General features: G+C 71.0%; 20 protein-coding genes. 7 read left to right on the top strand and 13 right to left on the bottom strand.

The annotated features are described in order from the left end of the window. Positions 1 to 1,968 carry an Ig-like domain repeat protein gene (locus OHB49_RS19035; RefSeq protein WP_329161704.1) on the bottom strand — a complete coding sequence of 656 codons (1,968 nt, stop codon included), beginning with the start codon at positions 1,966 to 1,968 and terminating at the stop codon, positions 1 to 3. 369 nt (positions 1,969 to 2,337) lie between these two features. Between OHB49_RS19035 and OHB49_RS19040 the strand changes: the two genes are divergently transcribed. From OHB49_RS19040 to OHB49_RS19050, 3 genes are all read left to right on the top strand, one after another. Further along, a complete protein-coding gene (locus OHB49_RS19040) occupies positions 2,338 to 4,566 on the top strand; it encodes an acetate--CoA ligase family protein (RefSeq protein WP_329161706.1) in 2,229 nt (742 codons plus the stop codon). 31 nt (positions 4,567 to 4,597) lie between these two features. Further along, positions 4,598 to 5,428 carry an enoyl-CoA hydratase/isomerase family protein gene (locus OHB49_RS19045; protein ID WP_329161708.1) on the top strand — a complete coding sequence of 277 codons (831 nt, stop codon included), beginning with the start codon at positions 4,598 to 4,600 and terminating at the stop codon, positions 5,426 to 5,428. A gap of 71 nt (positions 5,429 to 5,499) precedes the next feature. Beyond that, positions 5,500 to 6,105 (top strand): flavin reductase family protein, encoded by a 606-nt coding sequence (locus OHB49_RS19050; protein ID WP_329166539.1) that lies wholly within the window; start codon positions 5,500 to 5,502, stop codon positions 6,103 to 6,105. Between the two features lie 77 nt (positions 6,106 to 6,182). Here OHB49_RS19050 and OHB49_RS19055 read toward each other — a convergent pair whose 3' ends face one another. Next, entirely contained in the window at positions 6,183 to 7,514 is a 1,332-nt protein-coding gene (locus OHB49_RS19055) for an MFS transporter (protein ID WP_376254058.1), read from the bottom strand. A gap of 161 nt (positions 7,515 to 7,675) precedes the next feature. Here OHB49_RS19055 and OHB49_RS19060 point away from each other — a divergent pair, with 161 nt between their 5' ends. Beyond that, positions 7,676 to 8,008 (top strand): hypothetical protein, encoded by a 333-nt coding sequence (locus OHB49_RS19060; protein ID WP_030975625.1) that lies wholly within the window; start codon positions 7,676 to 7,678, stop codon positions 8,006 to 8,008. A 19-nt stretch (positions 8,009 to 8,027) separates the two neighbouring features. Here OHB49_RS19060 and OHB49_RS19065 read toward each other — a convergent pair whose 3' ends face one another. Then, positions 8,028 to 8,399, bottom strand: coding sequence for a ribosomal maturation YjgA family protein (locus OHB49_RS19065; RefSeq protein WP_329161710.1), 372 nt, complete (start codon positions 8,397 to 8,399; stop codon positions 8,028 to 8,030). After that, complete coding sequence (locus OHB49_RS19070) at positions 8,396 to 9,619, bottom strand: MFS transporter (protein WP_052189898.1); 1,224 nt, start codon at positions 9,617 to 9,619, stop codon at positions 8,396 to 8,398. Before OHB49_RS19070 ends, OHB49_RS19065 begins: the two co-directional genes overlap by 4 nt. A gap of 158 nt (positions 9,620 to 9,777) precedes the next feature. Here OHB49_RS19070 and OHB49_RS19075 point away from each other — a divergent pair, with 158 nt between their 5' ends. Further along, positions 9,778 to 10,767, top strand: a complete 990-nt coding sequence (locus OHB49_RS19075) for a GlxA family transcriptional regulator (RefSeq protein ID WP_329161712.1) — start codon at positions 9,778 to 9,780, stop codon at positions 10,765 to 10,767. Positions 10,768 to 10,819: 52 nt separating this feature from the next. Here OHB49_RS19075 and OHB49_RS19080 read toward each other — a convergent pair whose 3' ends face one another. The 3 genes from OHB49_RS19080 to OHB49_RS19090 all read right to left on the bottom strand — a co-directional run bounded on the left by OHB49_RS19080 (position 10,820) and on the right by OHB49_RS19090 (position 14,014). After that, on the bottom strand, positions 10,820 to 11,869 hold the full coding sequence (locus OHB49_RS19080; RefSeq protein WP_329161713.1) for a Zn-dependent alcohol dehydrogenase: 1,050 nt from the start codon (positions 11,867 to 11,869) through the stop codon (positions 10,820 to 10,822). After that, positions 11,866 to 13,017, bottom strand: coding sequence for an acyl-CoA dehydrogenase family protein (locus OHB49_RS19085; RefSeq protein ID WP_030975616.1), 1,152 nt, complete (start codon positions 13,015 to 13,017; stop codon positions 11,866 to 11,868). The genes OHB49_RS19080 and OHB49_RS19085 overlap by 4 nt, the downstream gene beginning before the upstream one ends. A gap of 82 nt (positions 13,018 to 13,099) precedes the next feature. Next, positions 13,100 to 14,014, bottom strand: coding sequence for an SDR family oxidoreductase (locus OHB49_RS19090; RefSeq protein ID WP_030975614.1), 915 nt, complete (start codon positions 14,012 to 14,014; stop codon positions 13,100 to 13,102). Positions 14,015 to 14,114: 100 nt separating this feature from the next. On the opposite strand from OHB49_RS19090, the gene OHB49_RS19095 reads away from it, so the two are divergent. Next, positions 14,115 to 15,041 (top strand): cyclase family protein, encoded by a 927-nt coding sequence (locus OHB49_RS19095; protein WP_329161716.1) that lies wholly within the window; start codon positions 14,115 to 14,117, stop codon positions 15,039 to 15,041. A gap of 3 nt (positions 15,042 to 15,044) precedes the next feature. Here the strand turns inward: OHB49_RS19095 and OHB49_RS19100 are convergent, their stop codons facing one another. The 4 genes from OHB49_RS19100 to OHB49_RS19115 all read right to left on the bottom strand — a co-directional run bounded on the left by OHB49_RS19100 (position 15,045) and on the right by OHB49_RS19115 (position 19,396). Continuing rightward, the gene (locus OHB49_RS19100) at positions 15,045 to 15,539 is read right to left on the bottom strand and encodes an ATP-binding protein (RefSeq protein ID WP_329161718.1); all 495 of its coding nucleotides are present in this window, start codon (positions 15,537 to 15,539) and stop codon (positions 15,045 to 15,047) included. 527 nt (positions 15,540 to 16,066) lie between these two features. Beyond that, on the bottom strand, positions 16,067 to 17,020 hold the full coding sequence (locus OHB49_RS19105) for an acyl-CoA dehydrogenase family protein (RefSeq protein WP_329161720.1): 954 nt from the start codon (positions 17,018 to 17,020) through the stop codon (positions 16,067 to 16,069). A 7-nt stretch (positions 17,021 to 17,027) separates the two neighbouring features. Further along, entirely contained in the window at positions 17,028 to 18,194 is a 1,167-nt protein-coding gene (locus OHB49_RS19110) for an acyl-CoA dehydrogenase family protein (protein WP_329161722.1), read from the bottom strand. Beyond that, entirely contained in the window at positions 18,191 to 19,396 is a 1,206-nt protein-coding gene (locus tag OHB49_RS19115; protein ID WP_329161724.1) for an amidohydrolase family protein, read from the bottom strand. Before OHB49_RS19115 ends, OHB49_RS19110 begins: the two co-directional genes overlap by 4 nt. Positions 19,397 to 19,585: 189 nt before the next feature. On the opposite strand from OHB49_RS19115, the gene OHB49_RS19120 reads away from it, so the two are divergent. Next, the gene (locus OHB49_RS19120) at positions 19,586 to 21,130 is read left to right on the top strand and encodes a class I adenylate-forming enzyme family protein (RefSeq protein ID WP_329161725.1); all 1,545 of its coding nucleotides are present in this window, start codon (positions 19,586 to 19,588) and stop codon (positions 21,128 to 21,130) included. A 141-nt stretch (positions 21,131 to 21,271) separates the two neighbouring features. Here OHB49_RS19120 and OHB49_RS19125 read toward each other — a convergent pair whose 3' ends face one another. Further along, the gene (locus OHB49_RS19125) at positions 21,272 to 21,793 is read right to left on the bottom strand and encodes an EF-hand domain-containing protein (protein WP_329161727.1); all 522 of its coding nucleotides are present in this window, start codon (positions 21,791 to 21,793) and stop codon (positions 21,272 to 21,274) included. A 93-nt stretch (positions 21,794 to 21,886) separates the two neighbouring features. Continuing rightward, positions 21,887 to 22,261, bottom strand: a complete 375-nt coding sequence (locus OHB49_RS19130) for an STAS domain-containing protein (RefSeq protein ID WP_030926424.1) — start codon at positions 22,259 to 22,261, stop codon at positions 21,887 to 21,889. Positions 22,262 to 22,385: the final 124 nt, after the last annotated feature.

Consider the following 22,385-nt stretch of genomic DNA (forward strand, 5'->3'; position numbering starts at 1 on the left):
CTACTTGGTGAAGATGAAGTACTTCCAGGCGCCGTGGGTGGTGGAGTTCACGTTGTCGCCGGAGGAGGCGTTGATGTACGAGGCGCGCATGCGCATCCGGTAGCCGGTGTCGTGCGTGCCGGTCAGCGTCACGGCGGACTTGCCGTTGGTCCCGAGCTTGAAGTACTGCGAGCCCGCGTCGTACCACTTGCCCTGGTAGTAGATCTCCAGGTTCAGCCTGTGCGAGCGGTTCTTGTAGTACGTCATGGTCGTGGTGAAGACCGGGTTGGTCTTCTTGTGGAAGTACGCGTACGAGGTCGAGCCGATCTTCGCCGTCTTGTACTGCTTGGCGACCGACGTGGACACCTTGACCTTGGCGTACGCGACGGACTTCGCGGTCTTCGGTGCATAGCGGGCGTCGCCCGCGAAGACGGCGGTGACCGTGGTGTCACGGGTCATGTCCACGGTGGCGGACAGATTGCCCTTGGAGTTGACCGTGCCCCGCTTGACCAGCTTCTTCGGCTTGTCCGTGCCGAACGGGTCGGCCCAGATCTCGACCGTCCGGTTCTTGTACGTCGTACCGAGGTGCGCGGTGAACGAGACATCGGTGCCGTACGAGTACAGGGCGCCGTTGCGGTTCAGGGTCAGCGAGGGCGTCGCCCGCGAGACGGCGACCGAGGCCTCGGCCGACACCGGCGCGTGCGTGGCGTCACCTGCGTACTGCGCGGTGTAGGTGACATCGCCGCCCGCGGGCGGGGCGTCCGTGAACGTGAAGGCGCCGTTCGCGGCGACCGTGCTCGTACCGAGCGACTTGCCCTTCGGGCTGTCGAGGTCGGTACGGACGACCGTGACCTTCGCGTCCGCCGGGAACGGCCTGTCGGAGGTCAGCCGCCCGGTTGCGCTGAGTTGCTTGCCGCGGGTCGCCCGGGCGGGAGCGGAGACAGTCGCCGTGACCGGGTAGCGGGCGGCGTCGTCGAGGACCCGGAGATAGGTCTTGCCCTGTCCCCGGGCGATGGCGAACAGCCGACTGCCGTCCGGCGCCCAGCTCAGCCCCTGTGCGGCGATGATGTCGCCACCGGAGGCGGAGGCCCCGTACGTGTATGTGCGGAACGGCTCCGTCGCGCCCGGCTTGAAGACGAAGACGTCCTTGTCGTACGGGCTGTCGGCGGCCAGGGCGACCGTGCCGTCCGGGGCGATGGCGGCGGAGTCGGGGCCGTACGCGTCGATCGGGTAGCCGCCGGTGCGGGTCAGGTCACCGGCGTTGATCGCGGTCGCCTCGTAGGAGGAGGTACCTGAGGTGGTGACGATCTGCGCGCCGTCGGCACTGAGCGCGAAGTCCGCCATGTCGCTGCGGGCATCGGCCTGCGCCCCTTCCTTGCGCAGGACGGGGGCGCCGGTGGACACGTCGTACACGGCCAGCTCCGACCAGGTGCCGTGGAACCCCAGCACCAGGGTGTTCCCCGCGGACTCCAGTTCGGGAGCGACGGTCCACGCATTGCCGGGGAGCTGGTCGAGCGCGATCTCGGGGGTGCCCTGCGCGGGGTCGAACGAGCCCAGGTTGCGCGAGGACTCCTGCCCGTACGCGAACCAGACCCGTCCGCCCGCCACCGCGAGGGTCTGCGGGTCGGTGTTCTCGCCGGTGCTGTACCGGGCGGCCGCGGTCGAGCCGGTCGTCTCGATGGCCACGACGGCGTCGGCGCCCGGGAGGGCCGCGTAGACGAATCCGGAGTCGGGCGAGATCGCCAGATCCCGCACGCCGGAGAGATCCGGGACGGTCGCCACGACCCGGCCCGTGTAGTCGGTGACGACGACCTTGTTGCCGGCCGGATCGCTGATGTACACCCGCTTGTGGACGCCGTCCACGGCGATGTCGCCGTACGAGGTGATCGGCAGGGCGCCGGCGGAGTCGGCCGCCGCCGGTCCTGCGGTGCCGACGGCCATGACCGTCGAGCTGAAAAGGACCGCGAGCGCGGTCGCCACGGTGCGCATGCGCACGTTGATTCGAACCCCCAGGGAGAAACCCGGTTCGGTCGGCCGGGTGACGAGTCGGGCCGCGCGACACCCGCACATCGTCATGTGAAGACAACGTGAAGGGCGCGGCCGCACGCGCAGCGTATGTCATGACTGCGGCAAATGGGGAGAGGTTTCTGTGGGGCGGCTGCGATTCGCGGCCGACGCGCCGTCGACTCCCGCACCTCGGGCGTGCGAAGGGGCGGTAACCGGGCCAGGGTCCGTCGAGCCTTTGCCTTCCTACCCATTCCTGACGGAGCGTCAGTTCAGTAACCTGACATGGCGTCAGCTAATTGGATACGGGCGCCCCGAAGCCCGGACGGACCTCTAGCAGGAGTGGGCGGAACGATGCTTGGATCGACTCACGGCACCCTCACCACACACTTCCGCGCCCGGGTGGTGGCCTGCGGCGAAGAGCCGCACGCCGCCGTCCACAGCATGACGGCCGCCGCCGCGGAAGGCGATCTCGACGTCAGCGGCCGCCCGCTGCACGCGACCGTGCCCGACCTGGACCGGTTCTTCCGGCCCGAGTCCGTCGCCGTCATCGGGGCATCCGACACCGAGGGCCGGCCCCGTACCGGCATCACCCAGCAGCTCGTCGCCTGGGCCGAGCGGGTCGGGGCACGCCTGCACCCGGTCCATCCCACCCGGGAGTCCGTCTTCGGCCGCCCCTGCTCTCCTTCCGTCGCGGACCTGCCGGAGCAGGTCGATCTGGCGGTGCTGCTGGTCGGCGACCCGCTCCCGGTGATCGAGGAACTCGGGCAGGCCAAGGTGAAGTTCGCGGTCGCCTTCGCCTCCGGATTCGCCGAGACCGGTGAAGAGGGCGCCGCCGCCCAGGCGCGGCTGGCGGCCGCGGTGGAGCGGTCGGGGCTGCGGCTGCTCGGGCCGAACACCAACCTCAACGCGTTCGAGGCGTTCCGGGACGACCTCGACGGGCCGGCGATCGCCCTGATCACCCAGTCCGGCCATCAGGGCCGCCCCGTCTACACCCTCCAGGAGCTGGGCGTACGGCTGTCGCACTGGGCCCCCACGGGCAACGAGGCGGATCTGGAGACCGCCGACTTCATCTCGTACTTCTCTCAGCGCCCCGAGGTCGGGGCCATCGCCTGCTACGTGGAAGGGCTCAAGGACGGGCGTTCCTTTCTGCTCGCCGCCGACCGGGCGGCACGGGCCGGGGTTCCGGTCGTGGCCGTCAAGGTGGGTCGTACGGAGACGGGGGCCAGGACGGCCGCGTCACACACCGGCAAGCTCACCGGCGCCGACCAGGTGGTGGACGCGGCGATGCGGCAGTTCGGCGTGATCCGGGTGGACGGGCTCGACGAACTCCAGGACACCGCCGCCCTGCTGGCCCGGGCACGGAAACCGCAGGCCGACGGGGTCGTCGTGTATTCGATCTCGGGCGGCACGGGCGCGCACTTCTCGGACCTGGCAACGGGGGCGGGGCTGAAACTCCCCACCCTGTCCGAGGAGAAGCAGCGCGAGCTGCACGAGTGGATTCCCGACTATCTGAATGTGGCGAACCCGGTCGACAACGGCGGGCATCCGGTCGGCGACTGGCGCGGCCGGAAGATCATCGACGCGATCCTCGCCGACCCGGACGTCGGGGTGCTGATCTGCCCGATCACCGGCCCGTTCCCCCCGATGAGCGACAGGCTCGCGCAGGACCTGGTGGACGCGGCGGAGACCACGGACAAGCTGGTGTGCGTGGTGTGGGGATCGCCGGTCGGTACGGAGGACGCGTACCGCACGACGCTGCTCGGCTCGTCGCGCGTCGCCACCTTCCGCACGTTCGGCAACTGCATCACCGCCGTGAAGGCCTATCTGGACCATCACCGGTTCGCCGCCTCGTACCGCTCGCCCTTCGACGAGGCGCCGCGCACGCCGTCGCCCTCGTTCCGCAAGGCGCAGGCCCTGATGCGTCCGGGCCACCAGCTGAGCGAGCACGCGGCGAAGCAGCTCCTGCGGGCCTACGGCATCCGCGTGCCCCGCGAGCAACTGGTCACCAGCGCGGCGGCGGCCGTCCGGGCGGCGGGCCTGGTCGGCTTCCCGGTCGTCATGAAGGCGTCCGGCGCGCGGCTGGCCCACAAGACGGAGCTCGGCCTGGTCAAGGTCGGGCTCACCTCCGCCAGCCAGGTCCGCGACGCGTACCGGGAACTGACCGACATCGCCCGCTACGAGGGCATCGAGCTGGACGGCGTCCTGGTCTGCCAGATGATCGAGCGGGGCGTCGAAATGATGGTCGGCGTCACCCACGATGCCCTGTTCGGGCCGACGGTGACGGTCGGACTCGGTGGCGTCCTCGTGGAGGTACTGCACGACGCGGCGGTGCGGGTGCCGCCGTTCGGCGAGGACCAGGTGCGGGCGATGCTCGGCGAACTGCGCGGGCGGGCCCTGCTGGAAGGCGTACGCGGCGGACCGCCGGTGGATGTCGACGCGCTCGTGGAGGTCGTGCTGCGCGTCCAGCGGATGGCGCTGGAACTGGGCGACGACCTCGCCGAGCTGGACATCAACCCGCTGATGGTGCTGGGGCGCGGACAGGGCGCCGTGGCGCTGGACGCCCTCGCCGTCTGTCGCTGACCGCCCACGCCACCTGCCGAGGAGCCACCTCATGCCGTCCTCCCCCGAAGACGCTCCCGGGTCCGCCGACCCGCTCGACTCATTGGTACTCCACGCCACTGACAACGGCGTCTCATGGATCACTCTCAACCGCCCCGAAGCGATGAACGCCGTCACCTGGGACCAGCGGGAACGCCTCATCGCCCTCCTCGCCCGGGCCTCCGCCGACCCGGCGGTCAGGGCCGTCGTCCTGACCGCCACCGGTCGCGGTTTCTGCGCGGGCGCCGACCTGCGCGGCGCCCCGTCCACGGGCGACCGGATCCCCGGCGATGTGGCCCGCACCATCCGGCTCGGCGCACAGCGTCTGATCGCGGCGGTCCTGGACTGCGAGAAGCCGGTGGTCGCGGCCGTCAACGGCACGGCGGCCGGCCTCGGCGCGCACCTGGCGTTCGCCTGCGACCTGGTGCTGGCCGCCGACTCGGCGAAGTTCATCGAGGTGTTCGTACGCCGCGGCCTCGTACCGGACGGCGGCGGCGCTTACCTGCTGCCCCGCCTGATCGGACCGCAGCGCACCAAGGAGCTGATGTTCTTCGGCGACGCACTCCCCGCGGCGGAGGCGGAACGTCTGGGTCTGGTCAACCGGGTGGTGCCGGCCGAGGAGTTGACGGCAACGGCCCGCGCGTGGTCGCAACGACTGGCGGACGGACCGACCCGCGCCCTCGCCCTCACCAAACAGCTGGTCAACGCATCCCTGGACGCCGACCGTGCAACTGCGTTCGCCGCCGAGGCGATGGCCCAGGAGATCAACATGACGACGCAGGACGCGGGCGAGGGCGTGTCGAGCTTCGTGGAACGCCGCACACCGAAGTACCGGGGGCTGTGACGATCCGGGCCCAGCTCTTCTGATCTGACGCTCCGTCAGCTTAAATGGGAGATGTGATGGGACACGCAGGCATGGCCGCCATCGCCGTCCGGTACCTCAGGTCCGTCGGCGCCGCCACAACTGCCGGCCCGGCGCCGGTCGATCCGCTGCCGCGCCCCGATCTTCGGGCCGTCGCCGACGACGAGCGGTTGCCCGTCGATCCGGCCGAGTTCCGGCGCGTGCTCGGTCACTTCGCGACCGGTGTCACCGTCGTCACCGCCCACGACCCGGACGACCCGGACGGCCCTGCGGGGTTCGCCTGCCAGTCGTTCGCCTCGCTCTCCCTCGACCCGCCACTGGTCACCTTCATGGTCGCCCGCACGTCGACGACCTGGCCGCGCATCGCCCGCGCCGGGGCGTTCTGCGTCAACATCCTGGGCGCGGAGCAGAGCGCGTTGTGCCGGGGGTTCGCGGTGAGCGGGGCCGACAAGTTCGCCGGGGTGACGTACCGGGCCGCTCCCGCGACCGGGTCGCCGCTGCTGGCCTCCGTACCGGCCTGGGTCGACTGCCGCATCCAGGCCGTCCACACGGGCGGCGACCATCTGATCGTGGTCGGGCGGGTGGAGGCGCTGGGGGCGGCGGACGGGGCCGGTCCGCTGCTGTTCCACCGGGGGGTGTTCGGGCGCTTCAGCGGGTGAGTGGCCCCCGTGCCCGGCGCCGCGTCCTGAACCGGCCGAGCTGTTCGTACACCACTCGACCGCGCCGGCTGAGCCGGTCACCCAGCGGCCACCACCGGCTCCGGGGTCTGCGCCTGCCGCCGGATCACCAGCGCCATCAGCGCCGCCGTCGCGCACAGCGCCCCCGACGCGTACCAGACCATGTCGTACGAGCCGAACACATCGCGCGCCACACCGCCGAGGAACGCCACCAGCGCCGCGCCCACCTGATGGGAGGCGAGGACCCAGCCGAAGACGATCGCGCTGTCTTCGCCGTACTGCTCGCGGCACAGGGCCAGCGTCGGCGGGACCGTGGCCACCCAGTCCAGGCCGTAGAACACGATGAAGAAGACCATCGGCGGGTGCACCGTCGGCGCCATCAGCATCGGCAGGAAGAGCAGCGAGATGCCGCGCAGCGCGTAGTAGACGGCGAGGAGCCGGCGGGCGTCGAAGCGGTCGGTGAGCCAGCCGGAGAAGACCGTGCCGATGATGTCGAAGACCCCGATGACGGCGAGCAGTGAGGCGGCTGCCGTGATGGGCATGCCGTGGTCGTGGGCCGACGGCACGAAGTGCGTACGGATCAGGCCGTTGGTCGAGGCGCCGCAGATCGCGAACGTGCCCGCGAGCAGCCAGAACGGTCCGGTGCGGGCGGCGTCGAACAGCACGCGTACGGTACGGGCCGCCGCGCCCCGGGCGGGCGCCGGCTTCTCCACGTACGCACCGCCGTAGGGGGCCAGGCCCACATCGGCCGGGTGGTCGCGCATCAGGAGCCAGACGAACGGGACGACGACGAGCGCGGCCAGCGCGACGGTCACCGAGGCCGGGCGCCAGCCGTGCTCCTCGACGATCCAGGCGCACAACGGCAGGAAGACCAGCTGACCGGAGGCGCCGGCCGCGGTGAGGATGCCGGTGACCAGGCCGCGCCTGGCGACGAACCAGCGGTTGGTGACCGTTGCCGAGAAGGCCAACGCCATCGAGCCGGTGCCGAGGCCGACGAGCAGGCCCCAATAGATCATCAGCTGCCAGGAAGCCGTCATCCAGACACTGGCCAGGGCCCCCGCCGCGACCGTGGAGAGGGCCACGACGACGACCCGGCGGATGCCGAACCGGTCCATCAGCGCGGCGGCGAACGGCGCGGTCAGTCCGTACAGCGCCATGTCGATCGAGACGGCCAGCCCGATCTCCCCGCGCGACCAGCCGAACTCCGTGTGCAGCGGGTCGATGAGGAGGCCGGGCAGGGAGTTGAACGCGGCGCCGCCGATGATCGTCACGAACGTGACGACGGCGACGATCCAGGCACGGTGGATGCGCAGGCGGGACGGCGTGCGGTCGACCGGGCGGCCGTCGTCCTGCGCGGGACCTGCGGCGGCGCTATCGGTTGTCTGGGTCACGTCGCCCAGCATCCGGTCCCGGGGCATGTCCTCACGAGTGGCCCGAAGGACATGGTTCGCAGGGATCGGGCCAGGAGGCAAGGCGTACGATCATCCGTCGGCCGGGGCGAACACTCACCCGGCCGAATGAGACGGACGAGCCGATCGAACCGGGGGATCTCATGCAATGGGTCGCGCGTCAGCAGTTCCATCACCGTTCCGCACTGATGCAGGCGTGGGGCGCCGGACTGCTGCTCATCGCCGCCGGGCTCTGGATCTGGCTGGCGTTCCTGCTGGTGGATCAGGCGGACGCGTACTGCTACCGCGTCACCATGCAGTGCACGGTGGTGTCGGAACTGCCCAAGCAGCTCACCGTCCTGGCGGTCTCCGGACCGCTCTCCGTCCTCGGCTCCGCGCTGCTCGTCGGTGGCAGTGTGCGCAGGCAGACCAGTGCGCATGTCTTCCAGGTCATCGAGATGCAGAAGTCCGAGGAGCGGGACCGGCAGAAGCGCTGACGGTAGCCTGCCCGGCCGGTCAGCCGGCCGTCCGGGCAGCCGCCCCGCGGTGCACGGCCCAGGCCGCACCCGCCCCCACCGCGTACCAGAACAGATCCGGCGCGTTGAACGTCGAGCCCAGCACCAGACGAGCGACCGTGCTGTGCCGGGACAGCACCCCGGGCACCCCCGTCAGCTGCAGCAACTCCACCGCCCAGCTGAACGCCAGCGCCGCCCCGGCCACCGCCGGCGGCCTCGCGCGGGGCGCGATCAGCACCACCAGCGTGTAGATCAGCACGGTGTAGAGCGCGTCCCCGGCGTACTTGGCCAGGCCGCCGGACGCCACCGCCCGGATTCCGAGCCCGGCCGCGACCGTCAGCGCCGCCGCTGCCGCCGCGGTTGCCCGGCTCACCCGATCCGCTCCAGGCGGCGGATCGGGCGGGCCGCCAGCAGCACCGCCACCACCAGCGCGTTGATCACTGCTCCGGCCAGCAGCACTTCCGAAGCGCCCACCGCGTCCGCGACCGGTCCCGCCAGTGCGCGGCCCGCCGCCAGCATCAGCAGGGAGCCCGCCACGTCGTATGCGTGGAGCCGGTTCAGGGCCTCCGGCGGGACGTGGGTCTGGACCGTCGTCGACCACATCACCAGCCAGAACGCGAACACCCCGCCCGCGACGAACTGCCCCACCCCCAGGGCGAACACCGGCATCCCGAGGCCCAGCACCACCAGGTTCACGCACACCCCGGTCAGGGCGATCGCGCCCGCCGCGAGCGGCCGGCGCGGTCTCAGCCGCAGGGCCAGCAGGCCGCCGACCACGCTGCCCGCGCCGTTCACCGCCATCATCACGCCGTAGGTGGCCGAGCCGTGTGCCTCGGTGACCTCGACCGCGGTCAGCGGGAGCATCGGGCCCATCACGGTGAAGCCGTACACCGTCCAGATCGCGATCACTCCCCACAGCCAGCTGCGCGCCCTGAATTCCCGCCAGCCGTCGACCAGTTCGGCGACGAATGTGCCGCGTGGCGCCTCGTCCGCCGGCATCGGGGCGAGGCGCAGCAGGAAGAGACAGACACCGGAGACAGCGAACGTCGACGCGTTCGCCGCGTACACCGCTCCGGCGCTCGCCAGCCCGACCAGCAGCCCCGCGAAGGCGGGGCCGGCCATGGTCATCAGCGCCTCGGAGACCCGGAGCACCGCGTTGCCGCGCTGCACGTCCAGCGACACCCGGGGCACGGTCGACGCGACGCCCGGCTGGAAGAGCGCGGCGCCGACGCCGGCCACCGAGCTCAGTGCGTACACCGCCCACAGCGGCGGGTTGCCGGTGGCGAAGGAGATGGCCAGTACGGATGCCCCGACCAGCCGCAGCCCGTCGGCGATGATCATCATCCGCCGCGGGGTGAACCGGTCCGCCAGCACTCCGCCGAAGAGCACGAAGAGCGCCAGTGGCCCCATCCAGGCGGCCAGCGCGAAGCCCACGGAGGAGGGCGGACGGCCGGCTCCCAGCAGACCCGCGGTGAGCGCCACCGGGATCATGCCGTCGCCGAACAGTGCGGCGGTACGGGCGATGAAGAAGAGCCGGAAGTTACGGTTCCAGAGCTCGCTTCCCGGTCGGTCACCGTCCCATCGCACATCCAGGGCCGACGAGGAACCCGGAGGGCCGAGGGAGGACGAAGGGGAGGGGGCGCTATCGAGGATCGCGCCGGGAATGCACTCGTGCTCTGCTGACTTTTCCTTCACGTCAGTGACATGTATCAGTTTAAGGTCTATACCACTAGGGGTGAAGGGAGTACGCCATGCGACATCGAGTCGTCGTCCTGGCCCTCGACGGGCTACTCCCTTTCGAACTGGGCATCCCACAAAGGATCTTCGGCCTGGCGCGCGATTCCGAGAGCGGCGACCGGGACCGGAAGCTGTACGAAGTCGTGACCTGTTCCGTCCGCCCACCGGGACCGGTCACCACCGACGCGGACTTCACCATCTCCGTCGAGCGCGGCCCCGAGGCGCTGGCCACCGCCGACACGGTCGTCATCCCCTCCTCCTACGAACTCGGCCCCGTCTACGAGGAGGGCAGGCTGACGGACGCGCTGGCCACCGCGCTCGCGTACATCAGGCCCGGCACCCGGCTCGTCTCGATCTGCACGGGCAGTTACGTGCTTGCCGCCGCCGGGCGTCTCGACGGACGCCCCGCCACCACGCACTGGTCGTCCGCCGACCACTTCCAGCAGCTGTTCCCGCAGGTCCGGGTCGACCCCGACGTCCTGTTCATCGACGACGGGGACGTCCTCACCTCCGCCGGGGTCGCCGCCGGGATCGACCTCTGCCTGCACATCGTGCGCCGCGACCACGGCACGGCCGTCGCCAATGACGTCGCCCGGCGCACGGTCGTACCGCCGCACCGCGACGGCGGGCAGGCACAGTACATCCAACGGCCCGTCCCCGAAGCACAGTTCGCGACCACGACGAGCGCGCGGGCCTGGGCGTTGGGGCGGCTCGACCGGCCGATCCTGCTGCGCGACATGGCACAGCAACAGTCGATGAGCGTACGGACGTTCACGCGCCGGTTCCGTGAGGAGGTCGGGATCAGTCCCGGGCAGTGGCTGACCCGGCAGCGGGTGGAGCGGGCACGGGGGCTGCTGGAGGCCACGGACCTGTCGATCGACCAGGTGGCGCGGGAAGCGGGGTTCGGGACGGCGACGTCGCTGCGCCAGCACGTCCAGGCGGCATTGGGGGTGTCACCGACGGTGTACCGGCGGACGTTCCGGGCGGGGGTGGCCGGTCGTTGAGGGCGCGGAACGGGATGCGGCGCCCGGGGAGCCTTTTGTGCCGGGAGGGGCACTAGAACACCAGCACGCCGCGCGCCACTCTCCCGTGGTGCGCGTCGTCCGCCGCCTTCGCGAAGTCCTCCACCGGATACGTCTCCGTCACCAGCTCGTCGAGGAGCAGCCGGCCGTCCCGGTACAGGTCCGCGTAGAGCGCGATGTCCCGCTGCGGGCGCGACGAGCCGTACCGGCAGCCCAGGATCGACTTGTCCAGGTACATCGACGAGACCAGGAACGACGCCTCCGCCGTCGCCGCCGGGACACCCAGCAGGATCGCCTGGCCGTGCCGGTCCAGAAGGTCGATCGCCTGCCGGATCAGTTCCGTGCGGCCCACGCACTCGAAGGCGTGGTCGGCGCCGGTCGGCAGGATCTCGCGCACGCCGTCCGCCGACGGCAGGAAGTGCGTCGCACCGAACTGCCGCGCCACCGCCTCCTTCGCCGGGTTGGCGTCCACCGCGACGATCGTCAGCGCGCCCGCGATCCGCGCACCCTGGATCACATTGAGCCCGATGCCGCCGGTGCCGATCACGACGACCGTGTCCCCGCGGTCGACCTTCGCCCGGTTGAGTACGGCTCCGACTCCCGTCAGCACACCGCAGCCGATCAGGGCGGCCGACGTCAGCGGGATGTCGGCGGGGATCTTCACCGCCTGCACGGCCTTGACGAGGGTCCGTTCGGCGAACGCCGAGTTGGAGGCGAACTGGTACAGCGGCTTGCCGCCCCGCGAGAACGGCTGACCGGGCATCCCGATCGCCTTGCGGCACATCGTCGGCCTGCCCCGGTCGCACTGGGCGCACGCGCCACAACTGGCCAGCGTGGACAGCGAGACATGGTCGCCGGGCGCGACATGCGTGACACCCGCGCCGATCGCCTCCACCACGCCCGCACCCTCGTGCCCGAGCACCACCGGCAGCGGGAACGGAATGGTCCCGTCCACGACCGACAGATCGCTGTGGCACAGGCCGGCGGCGGCCACCGCGACGAGCACCTCGCCGGGTCCCGGGTCACGTATCTCCAGGTCGTCGACGACCTCGGTCCGCTTGCCGTCGAAGACGACGCCTCTCATCTCGGCTCCCTCGGTAGGCCGAGCACCCGCTCGGCGATGATGTTCCGCTGGATCTCGTCCGAGCCGCCGTAGATGGTGTCGGACCGGGTGAACAGGAACAGGCGCTGTGCCTCGTCGAGTTCGTACGGCGTGGCGGGCGACCAGTCGTCCGGGCCGACGGCTCCGGCGGCGCCCCTGATCTCCACGGCGAGTTCGCCGAGCCGTTTGTGCCAGCCACCCCAGAGCAGCTTGGCGACGCTCGGGGCGCCCGCGTCGCCGGAACCGCCCAGGGTGCGCAGGGCGTTCCAGCGCATGGTCCTCAGTTCGGCCCACTGCCGGACGAGCCGTGCGCGCAGTACGGCGTCGGCGACCGCACCGCCGGCGACGGCGGACCGGACCACACGGTCCAGCTCGGCGGCGAAACCGATCTGCTGGACCAGGGTGGAGACGCCGCGCTCCAGGGCGAGCAGCCCCATGGCCACGGTCCAGCCGTTGCCCTCGCCGCCGACCACCTCCTCGGCGAGCGCGCCGTCGAAGAAGACCTCGTTGAACTCGCTCGTCCCGGACATCTGACGGATCGGGCGCACCTCGACACGGCCCGGCTGGTCCATCGGCACCAGCAGGAACGACAGTCCGTGGTGGCGCTGCGAGCCGGGGGTGGTGCGGGCGAGGACGAAGCACCAGTCGGCGTCCTGGGCGAGCGAGGTCCATATCTTCTGCCCGGTGACGATGTACCGGCCGGCGCCGTCCGGCACTGCTGCGGTCCGCACCCCGGCGAGGTCGGAGCCGGCGCCGGGTTCGCTGTAGCCCTGGCACCAGAGTTCCTCGCCCCGGGCGACGGCGGGGAGGAACCGCTGCTTCTGCGCGTCGGTTCCGTACGCGACGAGGGTGGGGGCGAGGAGGTTCTCGCCGATGTGGCCGACCCGGGCGGGCGCGGTGGTGCGTGCGTACTCCTCCGCCCAGGCGACCTGCTGGGTGAGGGTGGCGTGCCGGTTTCCGTAGCCGGCTGTCCCGGTGTCCCAGCCGAGGCCGATCCAGCCGGCGCGGCCCAGCTCCTGCTCCCAGGCGCGGCCGCCCTCGGTGGCGCAGGGCCGTGTGAGGTGGGCCTCCAGCCAGGACCGGGCCTCCTGGCGGAAGGCGTCGTCCGCCGCGTCGAACGCGAAGTCCACGTCCACTCCTTGGGGTCGGGCGGGAAATCCAGCCCCTCCGTCGGTCGAGGAGCGGGGTCCGGGGCGGGGCCCCGGCGGGATGTCACGCGTTGGGCCTCGCCTTCGCCGCCGCCGCGGCCGCCATCGCCTCCAGCTGCGCGAGCATCGGCATCGGATCCACCCCCACCGTCCCCGGCAGGAAGTCGGCGATCCGCTCCGGCGTCCAGGCCCCCTCCGCGTACCCCGCCCGCAGTTCCCTCGGCTGCGCCCAGACCGCGATCTTCGGGCCGGCGATCGTGTAGACCTGACCGGTGATCTTCTCCTTGCGGGCCCGATCGCTCAGCAGGTAGACGACGAGTGCGGCCACGTCCTCCGGTTCGCCGATCTCCTTCAGTTCCATCGGGACGTTCGCGGACATCCGGGTCCGGGCCACCGGGGCGACCGCGTTCGCCGTGACGCCGTACTTGTGCAGGCCGAGCGCCGCGCTCCGGACGAGCGAGATGATCCCGCCCTTCGCGGCGCTGTAGTTGGCCTGGGCGACGCTGCCCTGATGGTTGCCGCTGGTGAAGCCGACCAGCGTGCCGCCGCCCTGCTGCTTCCGCATGACCGCCGAGGCGGCCCGGAAGACGGTGAAGGTGCCCTTCAGGTGGGTGGCGACGACGGGGTCCCACTCCTCCTCGGACATGTTGAACAGCATCCGTTCGCGCAGGATCCCGGCCACGCACACGACTCCGTCGATCCGCCCGAACCGCGCCAGCGCCGTGTCCACGATCCGCTGTCCGCCCGCCATCGTGGAGATGTCGTCGGCGACCGCTACGGCCTCGCCGCCCGCCGCCTCGATCTCCTTGACGACGGACTCGGCTATCTCGCTGCTCGGTTCGCCGCCCTCGATGGAGACCCCGTAGTCGTTGACGACGACCCGGGCCCCCTGCGCCGCCGCGGCCAGCGCGACCGCTCGTCCGATGCCACGGCCGGCACCGGTCACGGCCACCACCTTGCCTGCCAAGAAGTTCCCCATGCCCGGCCCCTTCCCGCGGTTTCTGACGGACCGTTAGATTTTACGGGTAGTCGGCTCCGTCAGCACAAGACCGGCGACCCATCGATTCCAGGAGGCCCCCATGCCACTGCCGGCCGAGTTCCACGAGATCGCCAAACGCGTGAACAACTGGGGCCGCTGGGGCGCGGACGACGAGATCGGGACGCTCAACCTGATCACCGACGCGGTGGTACGGGACGCGGCGGCGACCGTCCGCACCGGGCAGCGGATCCCTCTCGCGCTCGCCCTCCAGCAGGACGGCGTGCAGAGCGGGCTGATTCCGGGGCGGGTCAACCCGCTGCATGCCATGGTCCAGATCAATCAGGAGATCTTCGGCCCAGGCACGGTCGCCACCAGCGACGACGTCGTGACGCTCGGGCTGCAGGCGGCCACCCACTGGGACGCGCTCACGCACGCCTCGCACTCCGGGAAGATCTACAACGGCCGCCCCGCCGCCACCGTCACCGCGCACGGCGGCGCACAGTTCAGCTCCATCGCCGCACCCCCGCACCTCGTCTCACGCGGCGTGCTGCTGGACGTGGCACGCGCCCGCGGCGTGGACCGGCTGCCCGGCGACCACGCCGTCACCCCGGAGGACCTGGACGCGGCCGAGGAGTTCGGCGGGATCCGGGTCCGGGCCGGTGACATCGTCCTCGTACGGACCGGGCAGATCCAGGTGTATCTGGCGGGCGACAAGCACGCGTACGCCTATCCGTCTCCCGGCCTGTCGATCCGGACGCCCGAGTGGTTCCACGCGCGCGATGTCGCCGCGGTCGCCAATGACACACTGACCTTCGAGATCTTCCCGGCGGAGATCGAGGATCTCTGGCTGGGTGTGCATGCACTGGACCTGGTCGAGATGGGCATGCTGCAGGGCCAGAACTGGAATCTGGAAGGGCTGTCCACAGCCTGTGCGGAGGCGGGACGCTACGGCTTTCTGCTCTCCGCCATGCCGGAACCGTTCGTCGGCGCCACCGGCACCCCGGTCGCCCCGGTGGCCGTCCTGTGACTCCTAAGCGGGATGGGTGACGACGGCGGGCGACGGCTCATGCACGCCGGCCCCGTGCGCCCCCACCTGCATCTGGACCTGCACCACGGGCGCCCCGCGGTCCACCTCGCACCAGATCTGCTTGCCGGCGCCTTCCGGCTGCCACCCCCAGCGGTCGGCGAGGCCGTCGACCAGCTCCAGGCCCCGGCCGCCGGTGTCCTCGCCCGCCGCGTGCCGCTGCTGCGGCGGGCGGCAGCTGGTATCGGCCACCTCGACCCGTACGGTCCCGGCCGCCCCCGCCGTTTCAGCCGCGCCGAACAGCATGCGCAGCACGGCCGGACACCCAGTATGGACGACCGCGTTGGTGACCAGCTCCGAGATCAGCAGGATGAGCGTCTCGGCCAGCGGCTCGTCGTCCCTTATCCCGGACCCGACCAGTCTCGACCGGGCCCACCTGCGGGCCCGCCCGACCTCTGCGGGATCCGGCCCGACCTCCAACTGAACCTGAAGCACCTGCACCGCTCACACCATCCGAACCGGCGGACACATCGCCTCGCGCCTCCTCAGGGTCACGGAACGTGATTCCCTTACGAGACAGCATGGTTGACGTACAGTCACCGCAACAAGCGCTTCGGGCATATTCCAGCGCGAAGGAGTACGCGTGGTGCATACTGTGCGACGCACGCTGCGGGGGGTCGAACAGAAGCACACGGAGGGCGCGGGAATCGCCCCACGGGCAGGCCCGGCGCTTCTGACGGGAACGCGAGCAGGGCACCGCGTCCGGACCGGAGTCGCCCCAGGGGCAACACCCGGATCGTCGGGTTCCACAACCACTCGCATCCAACGGAGCGTACCCGAGCCGACGGCAACTGCGGCCCGTGACGAATCACGCAAAGGACACAAGCCGGTATCGGGACTTACCGACTGCACTGCGTGACTCCGCAGCGTGAAGTTCAGGGGCGTTTCGCGTGACGTGCATGCACTCGGCACTCATCCCCCGATCGCAGCCGCACCCGTCCCGGGTCGGCCCTCGGTCCGCCGCGCGCTCAGCACAGATCGGCCGCAAGCGTCTCCTCGGCCTCGGCCGCCGTCAGCCACTGCCCGGCCCGCAGCCACGCCCGTTTGAGGTGCAGATGTACGTCCGCCTCCCAGGTGAAGCCCATCCCGCCGTGCACCTGGAGACAGTCCCGCGCATTGCGGACGGCCGCCTCGTCGGCGAGCAGCTTCGCGCCGGCGATCTCGACCGGGTCCGCGGTCACGGCCGCCGCGTACACCGCGGTACGGGCCAGCTCGGCGCGTACCAACATCTGGGCGCACAGGTGTTTGACCGACTGGAAGGCACCGATGGGCGAGCCGAACTGCTCGCGCCCACGTGCGTGTTGAACAGCCATCTCGGTGGTGCGTGCGGCGCTGCCGAGCTGCTCGGCGGCGGCCAGCAGTACGCCTTCCCGCCGGAACCGCGCCGCCTCGGCCCCGGGCAGAGGGTCCCCGAGCGAGGCCGCAGCCGTCACGCGGTGCAGCGGCGTGAGCGGATCGAGTGACCGTACGGGGCAGGTGGCGCCCCGTACGAACTCGCGCAGCGCCGCCCCCTCCAGCACCCGCACCTCCCCTCCCACCAGGGCGATCAGTGCGTCTGCCGCGCCCAGGTGGGCGACCGGGCGGCACTCGTCCAGCACCGCGACCACCGTCCCGCCCTCCGCCGCCCCCTTCACCGCACCGGCGGCGAGATGTGAGGCGGCCAGCGGTCCGGGCAACAGCACCCGCCCCGCCTCCTCGAACAGCAGGACGGACTCGGGCAGCCCGAGCCCCACGCCGCCCTCCGCCTCCGGCAGCCGCAGCGCGAAGAACCCGGCCGCGCCCAGCTCTCCCCACACCACCCGGTCGACGTCCGTACCCGCGTCGAGCGCCGCCCGCATCCGGTCCCTGCCGAAGCGGCCGGCGAGCAGCTCCCGTATCCCGGTCCGCAGGGCGCGCTGGTCGTCCGAAAGCTGGAAGTCCACAGTCCGCTCAGCGCCCCTTCGGCAGGCCGAGGATCCGCTCGGCGACGATGTTCTGCTGGATCTGCGAGGTGCCCGCGGCGATCGTGTACGAGAGCGAGGTCAGCCGGTCCAGGACCCATTCCCGGTCCAGATCGGCCCCGTCCGCGCCGAGCACCTCGGCCGCCGCGTCGTAGAGCTCCTGGCGGGCCTGCGAGTAGCGCAGCTTGAATACCGAGCCGCCGGTGCCGGGCACGCCACCGCTGCCCCCGGCCCGCTGCGCCTCGCTGACGTTCCACTGGGTGAGCCGCCACAGCGCCCGGAATTCGGCGTTCAGCCTGCCGAGCGTCCTGCGCAGCACCGGGTCGTCCCAGCGGCCGTTCGCCCGGGCCTCGGCGGCCAGGGCGGCCAGGGTGCGACGGCAGGCGACGACCTCGCCGACGAACGCCGTACCGCGCTCGAAGGACAGGGTGACCATGGTGACCCGCCAGCCGTCGTTCTCCGCGCCGACCCGGTGGGAGACCGGCACCCGCACCTCGTCGAGGAACATCTCGGCGAATTCGGTGGACCCGGCGAGCGTGCGCAGCGGGCGGACGGTGACACCGGGGGCGTCCATCCGCATCGCGAGCCAGCTGATCCCGCGGTGTTTCGGCGCGGCCGGATCCGTGCGCACGAGCAGTTCGCACCAGTCGGCGACCTCCGCGTGCGAGGTCCAGATCTTCTGGCCGCTGGCCACGTAGTGATCGCCGTCGCGGACCGCCCGGGTGCGCAGCGAGGCCAGGTCGGAGCCCGCTTCCGGTTCGCTGAACCCCTGGCACCAGATCTCGTCGCCGCACAGGACCGGCGGCAGCCAGCGGGCCCGCTGCTCGGCCGTGCCCTCGGTGGCGATCGTCGGCCCGGCGTGCAGCAGCCCGACGAAGTTCGCGCCGACGTACGGTGCCCCGGCCTTCTCCGTCTCCTCCAGGAAGATCAGGTGCTGGGTGGGGGTGGCGCCCCGCCCGCCCGCGTCGACGGGCCAGTGCAGCCCCGCGTACCCGGCGTCGTACAGCATCCGCTGCCAGGCGGTGTCGTACGCCCGCCGCCCCGGCCAGTCGTCGGGACGGGGTTTCGCGGGCAGTCCGGGCAGTACGTCGCCGAGCCACTCCCGCAGCCGCGCCCGGAACTCCTCCTCCTCGGGCGTGTACGACAGATCCGTCACCTGCCGAGGTCCCGGTCGAGGTCCAGGCTCAGCATCCGGATCGCGTTTCCGCGCATCAGTTTGTAGACGGTCTCGTCGTCCAGTCCCTTGACGTGGTCGAGGGCGACCTCCTTCGTGTGCGGGAAGGTCGAGTCGACGTGCGGGTAGTCGGTCTCGAACGTCGCGTTGTCCCGCCCGACCACATCGAGCGACGCGACACCGTGCTTGTCGCGGAAGAAACAGCAGAACATCTGCCGGTAGTAGTACGTCGACGGCGGTTCGGGGATCAGATCACGCACCCCGCCCCACGCCCGGTGCTCCTCCCACACGTCGTCGGCGCGTTCCAGGGCGTACGGGATCCACCCCATCTGGCCCTCGCTGTAGGCGAGCTTCAGCCGCGGGTACTTCACCAGCACCCCGCTGAACAGGAAGTCCATCATCGACGCCATCGCGTTGTTGAAGGAGAGCGAGGCCTGTACGGCGGGCGGGGCGTCCGGCGAGGCGGCCGGCATCTGTGAGCTGGACCCGATGTGCATGTTGACGACCGTGCCGGTCTCCTGGCAGATCGCGAAGAACGGGTCCCAGTGGCCGGTGTGGATCGACGGCAGCCCGAGATGGGTCGGGATCTCGGAGAAGGTCACCGCCCGCACCCCGCGCGCGGCGTTCCGCTCGATCTCCGCGACCGCCAGGTCGATGTCCCAGAGCGGAATGATGCAGAGCGGGATCAGTCGGCCACCGCTGTCGCCGCACCACTCCTCCACCATCCAGTCGTTGTAGGCGCGCACGCAGGCGAGCGCGACCTCTTTGTCGTGCGCCTCTGCGAAGGTCTGGCCGCAGAAGCGCGGGAAGGTGGGAAAGCAGAGCGACGCCTCGACGTGATTGAGGTCCATGTCCTTGAGCCGTTCGACCGGGTCCCAGCAGCCCCGGCGCATCTCGGCGCGGGTGATGCCCTCCAGCGTCATGTCGTCACGGTCGAAGCCGACGGCGGCGATGTTCCGCTTGTACGGGAACTTCAGGTCCTCGTAGATCCACCAGTCGGTCGGCGGGCCGTCCGGATCCATGGTGATCACGTATTTGCCGCCCGTGTACGCCAGCTCGCCGATGCCCGCGGTGAGCGGCTGCGGACCGCGGTCGCGGTACTTGGCGGGCAGCCAGGTCGAGAAGAGGTGCGGCGGCTCGATCACATGGTCGTCGACGCTGACGATCCGAGGCAGTTCCGTCATGGTGTCCCCTTCGGCGCACACGGCTCGCACCGGATGCGTGTCCGGTACGCATCCGATACGTATCTGATGACCCGTCAGATTCAGTTCGGCTCCCAGGCTAGCCCCGCGCCCCTGGACCGACAAGGCGCAGCGCTCTACGCTCTCCGCACGATCTGACTACCCGTCAGTTACGAGGGAGCGGGGAACGCAGTGAACGAGACCGCACACGCCCTGGGCGCATCGGCCACCTTCTGGGAGCTCATCGAGCGCCGCGCCGCGCTGACCCCGGACCGTCCCGTCCTCGTCCAGGACGACCGCTCCCTCACCTTCGGCGAGCTGCGCGAGCGCTGCGAGCGGGTCGCGGCCGGGCTGTACGGGCTGGGGGTGCGTCCCGGCAGTGTGGTCGCCTGGCAGCTGCCGACCCGCCTCGAAACGGCGCTGCTCTCCTTCGCCCTCACCCGGATCGGGGCCGTCCAGACACCCGTCATCCCGTTCTACCGGGATCGTGAGGTGGGGTTCGCGCTGCGCGAGTCGAAGGCCGGCTTCTTCGCCGTACCCGGCACCTGGCGCGGCTTCGACCACACGGCGATGGCGCACCGGCTGGCCGCGGAGCTGGACCGTCCACCGCTGATATTCGAGGCGTACGACCAGCTGCCGGACGCCGACCCGGCGGTACTGCCCGCACCGCCCACCGACGGCACTGCGGTGCGCTGGATCTACTGGACGTCGGGGACGACCTCCGATCCGAAGGGCGTCCTGCACACCGACCGCAGCCTGATCGCGGGCGGCTCGTGCCTGGCCCACGCGCTGCACCTGTCGGCCGACGACATCGGCTCGATGGCGTTCCCGTTCGCCCATATCGCCGGGCCCGACTACACCGTGATGCTGCTGCTCTACGGCTTCCCGGCGGTCCTCTTCGAGCAGTTCGCCATGCCCGGTGCACTGGACGCCTACCGGCGCCACGAAGTGACGGTTGCGGGCGGCTCGACCGCGTTCTACTCGATGTTCCTGACCGAACAGCGCAAGGACCCCACCGCCAGGGTGGTCCCCACCCTGCGGCTGCTGGCGGGCGGCGGGGCGCCGAAGCCGCCGGAGATCTACCACGCGGTCGTACGGGAGATGGGCGTCCAGCTCACCCACGGCTACGGCATGACCGAGGTCCCCATGATCACCATGGGCGCCCCGGACGACACGGTGGAGCACCTCGCCGAGACGGAGGGCCGGCCGCCCGAGGGCATGGAGATACGGATCACCGACGAGGACGGCAAGCCACTGCCGTACGGCACGGACGGCGAGGTACGGCTGCGTGGGGAGGCCGTCTGCCAGGGCTATCTGGACGCGGCCGCGACACGGGACGCCTTCGACGGGGACGGCTTCCTCATCACCGGTGATGTCGGCCATCTCCGGAGGAGCGGCCATCTGGTCCTCACCGGCCGGCTCAAGGACGTCATCATCCGCAAGGGCGAGAACATCTCCGCCAAGGAGATCGAGGACCTCCTCCACCGCCACCCCGGCGTGGCCGACGCGGCCGTGATCGGCCTGCCGGACATGGAACGCGGGGAACGCGTCTGCGCGGTCGTCGAGCAGCCGGCCGGGGCCGGGACGCTGACACTGGCGGAGCTCGCCGGGTATCTGCGCACGGCGGGGCTCGCGGTGCACAAGCTGCCGGAGCAGCTGGAGGTGGTGGACGCGCTGCCGCGCAACGAGACGTTGCGCAAGGTGCTCAAGTACAAGCTGCGCGAGCGGTTCTCCTGATACGCGCACACGGGGCACACCCATGGACCGCCGGGACACGCGCCCACGGACACACGGGTGGGGCCGGGTGGGGCCCCGGCGAGGAGGCCACGCACCCGGCCCGGTCGGTAACGCGCTGCGGACCGATCCGAAGGAAAAGCCCTACGCGTCCGGTTCGATCACCGTGAAGTAGACGGCGAACGCGGCCACCGCGTCCTCCTCGGCGATCCGGCCATCATGGTCCGCATCCAGGCTCCGTGCCGCCAGGCTCGCCGATTCGGCACTCGCACCGAGCACCTTCAGCGCACGCTCCACGGCCTGCACCGAGGCCGCGCCGTTGTCGTCGTTGTCGGCCACGGCGATCGCCCCGCGGAGGAACGGGCGGGCGATCTCCGCGAAGCGCTCGGGGTTGTCGCGCAGCCGTTTCACGGCCCCGCCCACGAACTCCTCACGGGTGACGCGCTGGTCCCCGTCGACGTCTGCGATGCCCGCCATGCCCTGCCAGAAGGCCTCCGCCCCCGTGTAGAGCGCCTGGCCCTTGTCGGAGCGGGCCGTCGTACCGAATTCTGCGAGCAGACGGGCCGCGGCGGCATTGAAATCGGCGCGATCGATGTATCCGTTGCCGTCCTGGTCGAAGGCGGCGAACCGGAAAGCGATCTTGCGCTCGTACTCTGCGCTGTCCATGCGGGGAGCGTACGACGCCGAACGGCGTCACGTGTCACTTACGCGCGCCACCGGTGTTACAACCTGGTCTTAACGCCGGGTGGCGGACACGTTTCAGGCCGAGAGCGGCTGGGCCTCTTCGTCGACAGCCGCGTCCCGGTCGGGGTAGACCTCGAACAGCCGGCGTACGCCGAGGGCGGCCAGCACCCGGTTGACGTGGGAGCCCTCCTCGGCGCCCCGGGCGGGCAGGATCAGTCGCAGCCGGCCACCACAGGAGCGCATCAGGCGGCGGGCGGCGACCAGCACGCCGACGCCGCTGGAATCGCAGAACAGCACCTCGGAGAGGTCGAGCACCACATCGTGCCGCCCGAAGGCGACCGCGTCGTGGATGCTCTGGCGGACGACCGGGGACGTCACCAGATCCAGCTCGCCGTATATGCGCAGTACGGTCCATGGGCCCTGCTCGGTCTCGGCCACTTGCAGAGTCACGCAACTCGGCCTCTCGTTCCAGGGATCCCAGAGATCCGGAAGTATCCGTTCCTCCTCGCGGCTGCCCCGCCGCACGCCCATGAAACACCGACCCGCCGAGGAAGACACAGTTGGTTTCAGGCAG

Source organism: Streptomyces sp. NBC_01717 (genome assembly GCF_036248255.1).
Classification (GTDB): domain Bacteria; phylum Actinomycetota; class Actinomycetes; order Streptomycetales; family Streptomycetaceae; genus Streptomyces.

What these genes read in the sequence shown, in the direction of transcription:
- OHB49_RS19035 (WP_329161704.1), bottom strand. Translation starts at nt 1,968, where the DNA reads ATGCGCACCGTGGCGACCGCGCTCGCGGTCCTTTTCAGCTCGACGGTC.
- OHB49_RS19040 (WP_329161706.1), top strand. Translation starts at nt 2,338, where the DNA reads ATGCTTGGATCGACTCACGGCACCCTCACCACACACTTCCGCGCCCGG.
- OHB49_RS19045 (WP_329161708.1), top strand. Translation starts at nt 4,598, where the DNA reads ATGCCGTCCTCCCCCGAAGACGCTCCCGGGTCCGCCGACCCGCTCGAC.
- OHB49_RS19050 (WP_329166539.1), top strand. Translation starts at nt 5,500, where the DNA reads ATGGCCGCCATCGCCGTCCGGTACCTCAGGTCCGTCGGCGCCGCCACA.
- OHB49_RS19060 (WP_030975625.1), top strand. Translation starts at nt 7,676, where the DNA reads ATGCAATGGGTCGCGCGTCAGCAGTTCCATCACCGTTCCGCACTGATG.
- OHB49_RS19075 (WP_329161712.1), top strand. Translation starts at nt 9,778, where the DNA reads ATGCGACATCGAGTCGTCGTCCTGGCCCTCGACGGGCTACTCCCTTTC.
- OHB49_RS19080 (WP_329161713.1), bottom strand. Translation starts at nt 11,869, where the DNA reads ATGAGAGGCGTCGTCTTCGACGGCAAGCGGACCGAGGTCGTCGACGAC.
- OHB49_RS19090 (WP_030975614.1), bottom strand. Translation starts at nt 14,014, where the DNA reads ATGGGGAACTTCTTGGCAGGCAAGGTGGTGGCCGTGACCGGTGCCGGC.
- OHB49_RS19095 (WP_329161716.1), top strand. Translation starts at nt 14,115, where the DNA reads ATGCCACTGCCGGCCGAGTTCCACGAGATCGCCAAACGCGTGAACAAC.
- OHB49_RS19115 (WP_329161724.1), bottom strand. Translation starts at nt 19,396, where the DNA reads ATGACGGAACTGCCTCGGATCGTCAGCGTCGACGACCATGTGATCGAG.
- OHB49_RS19125 (WP_329161727.1), bottom strand. Translation starts at nt 21,793, where the DNA reads ATGGACAGCGCAGAGTACGAGCGCAAGATCGCTTTCCGGTTCGCCGCC.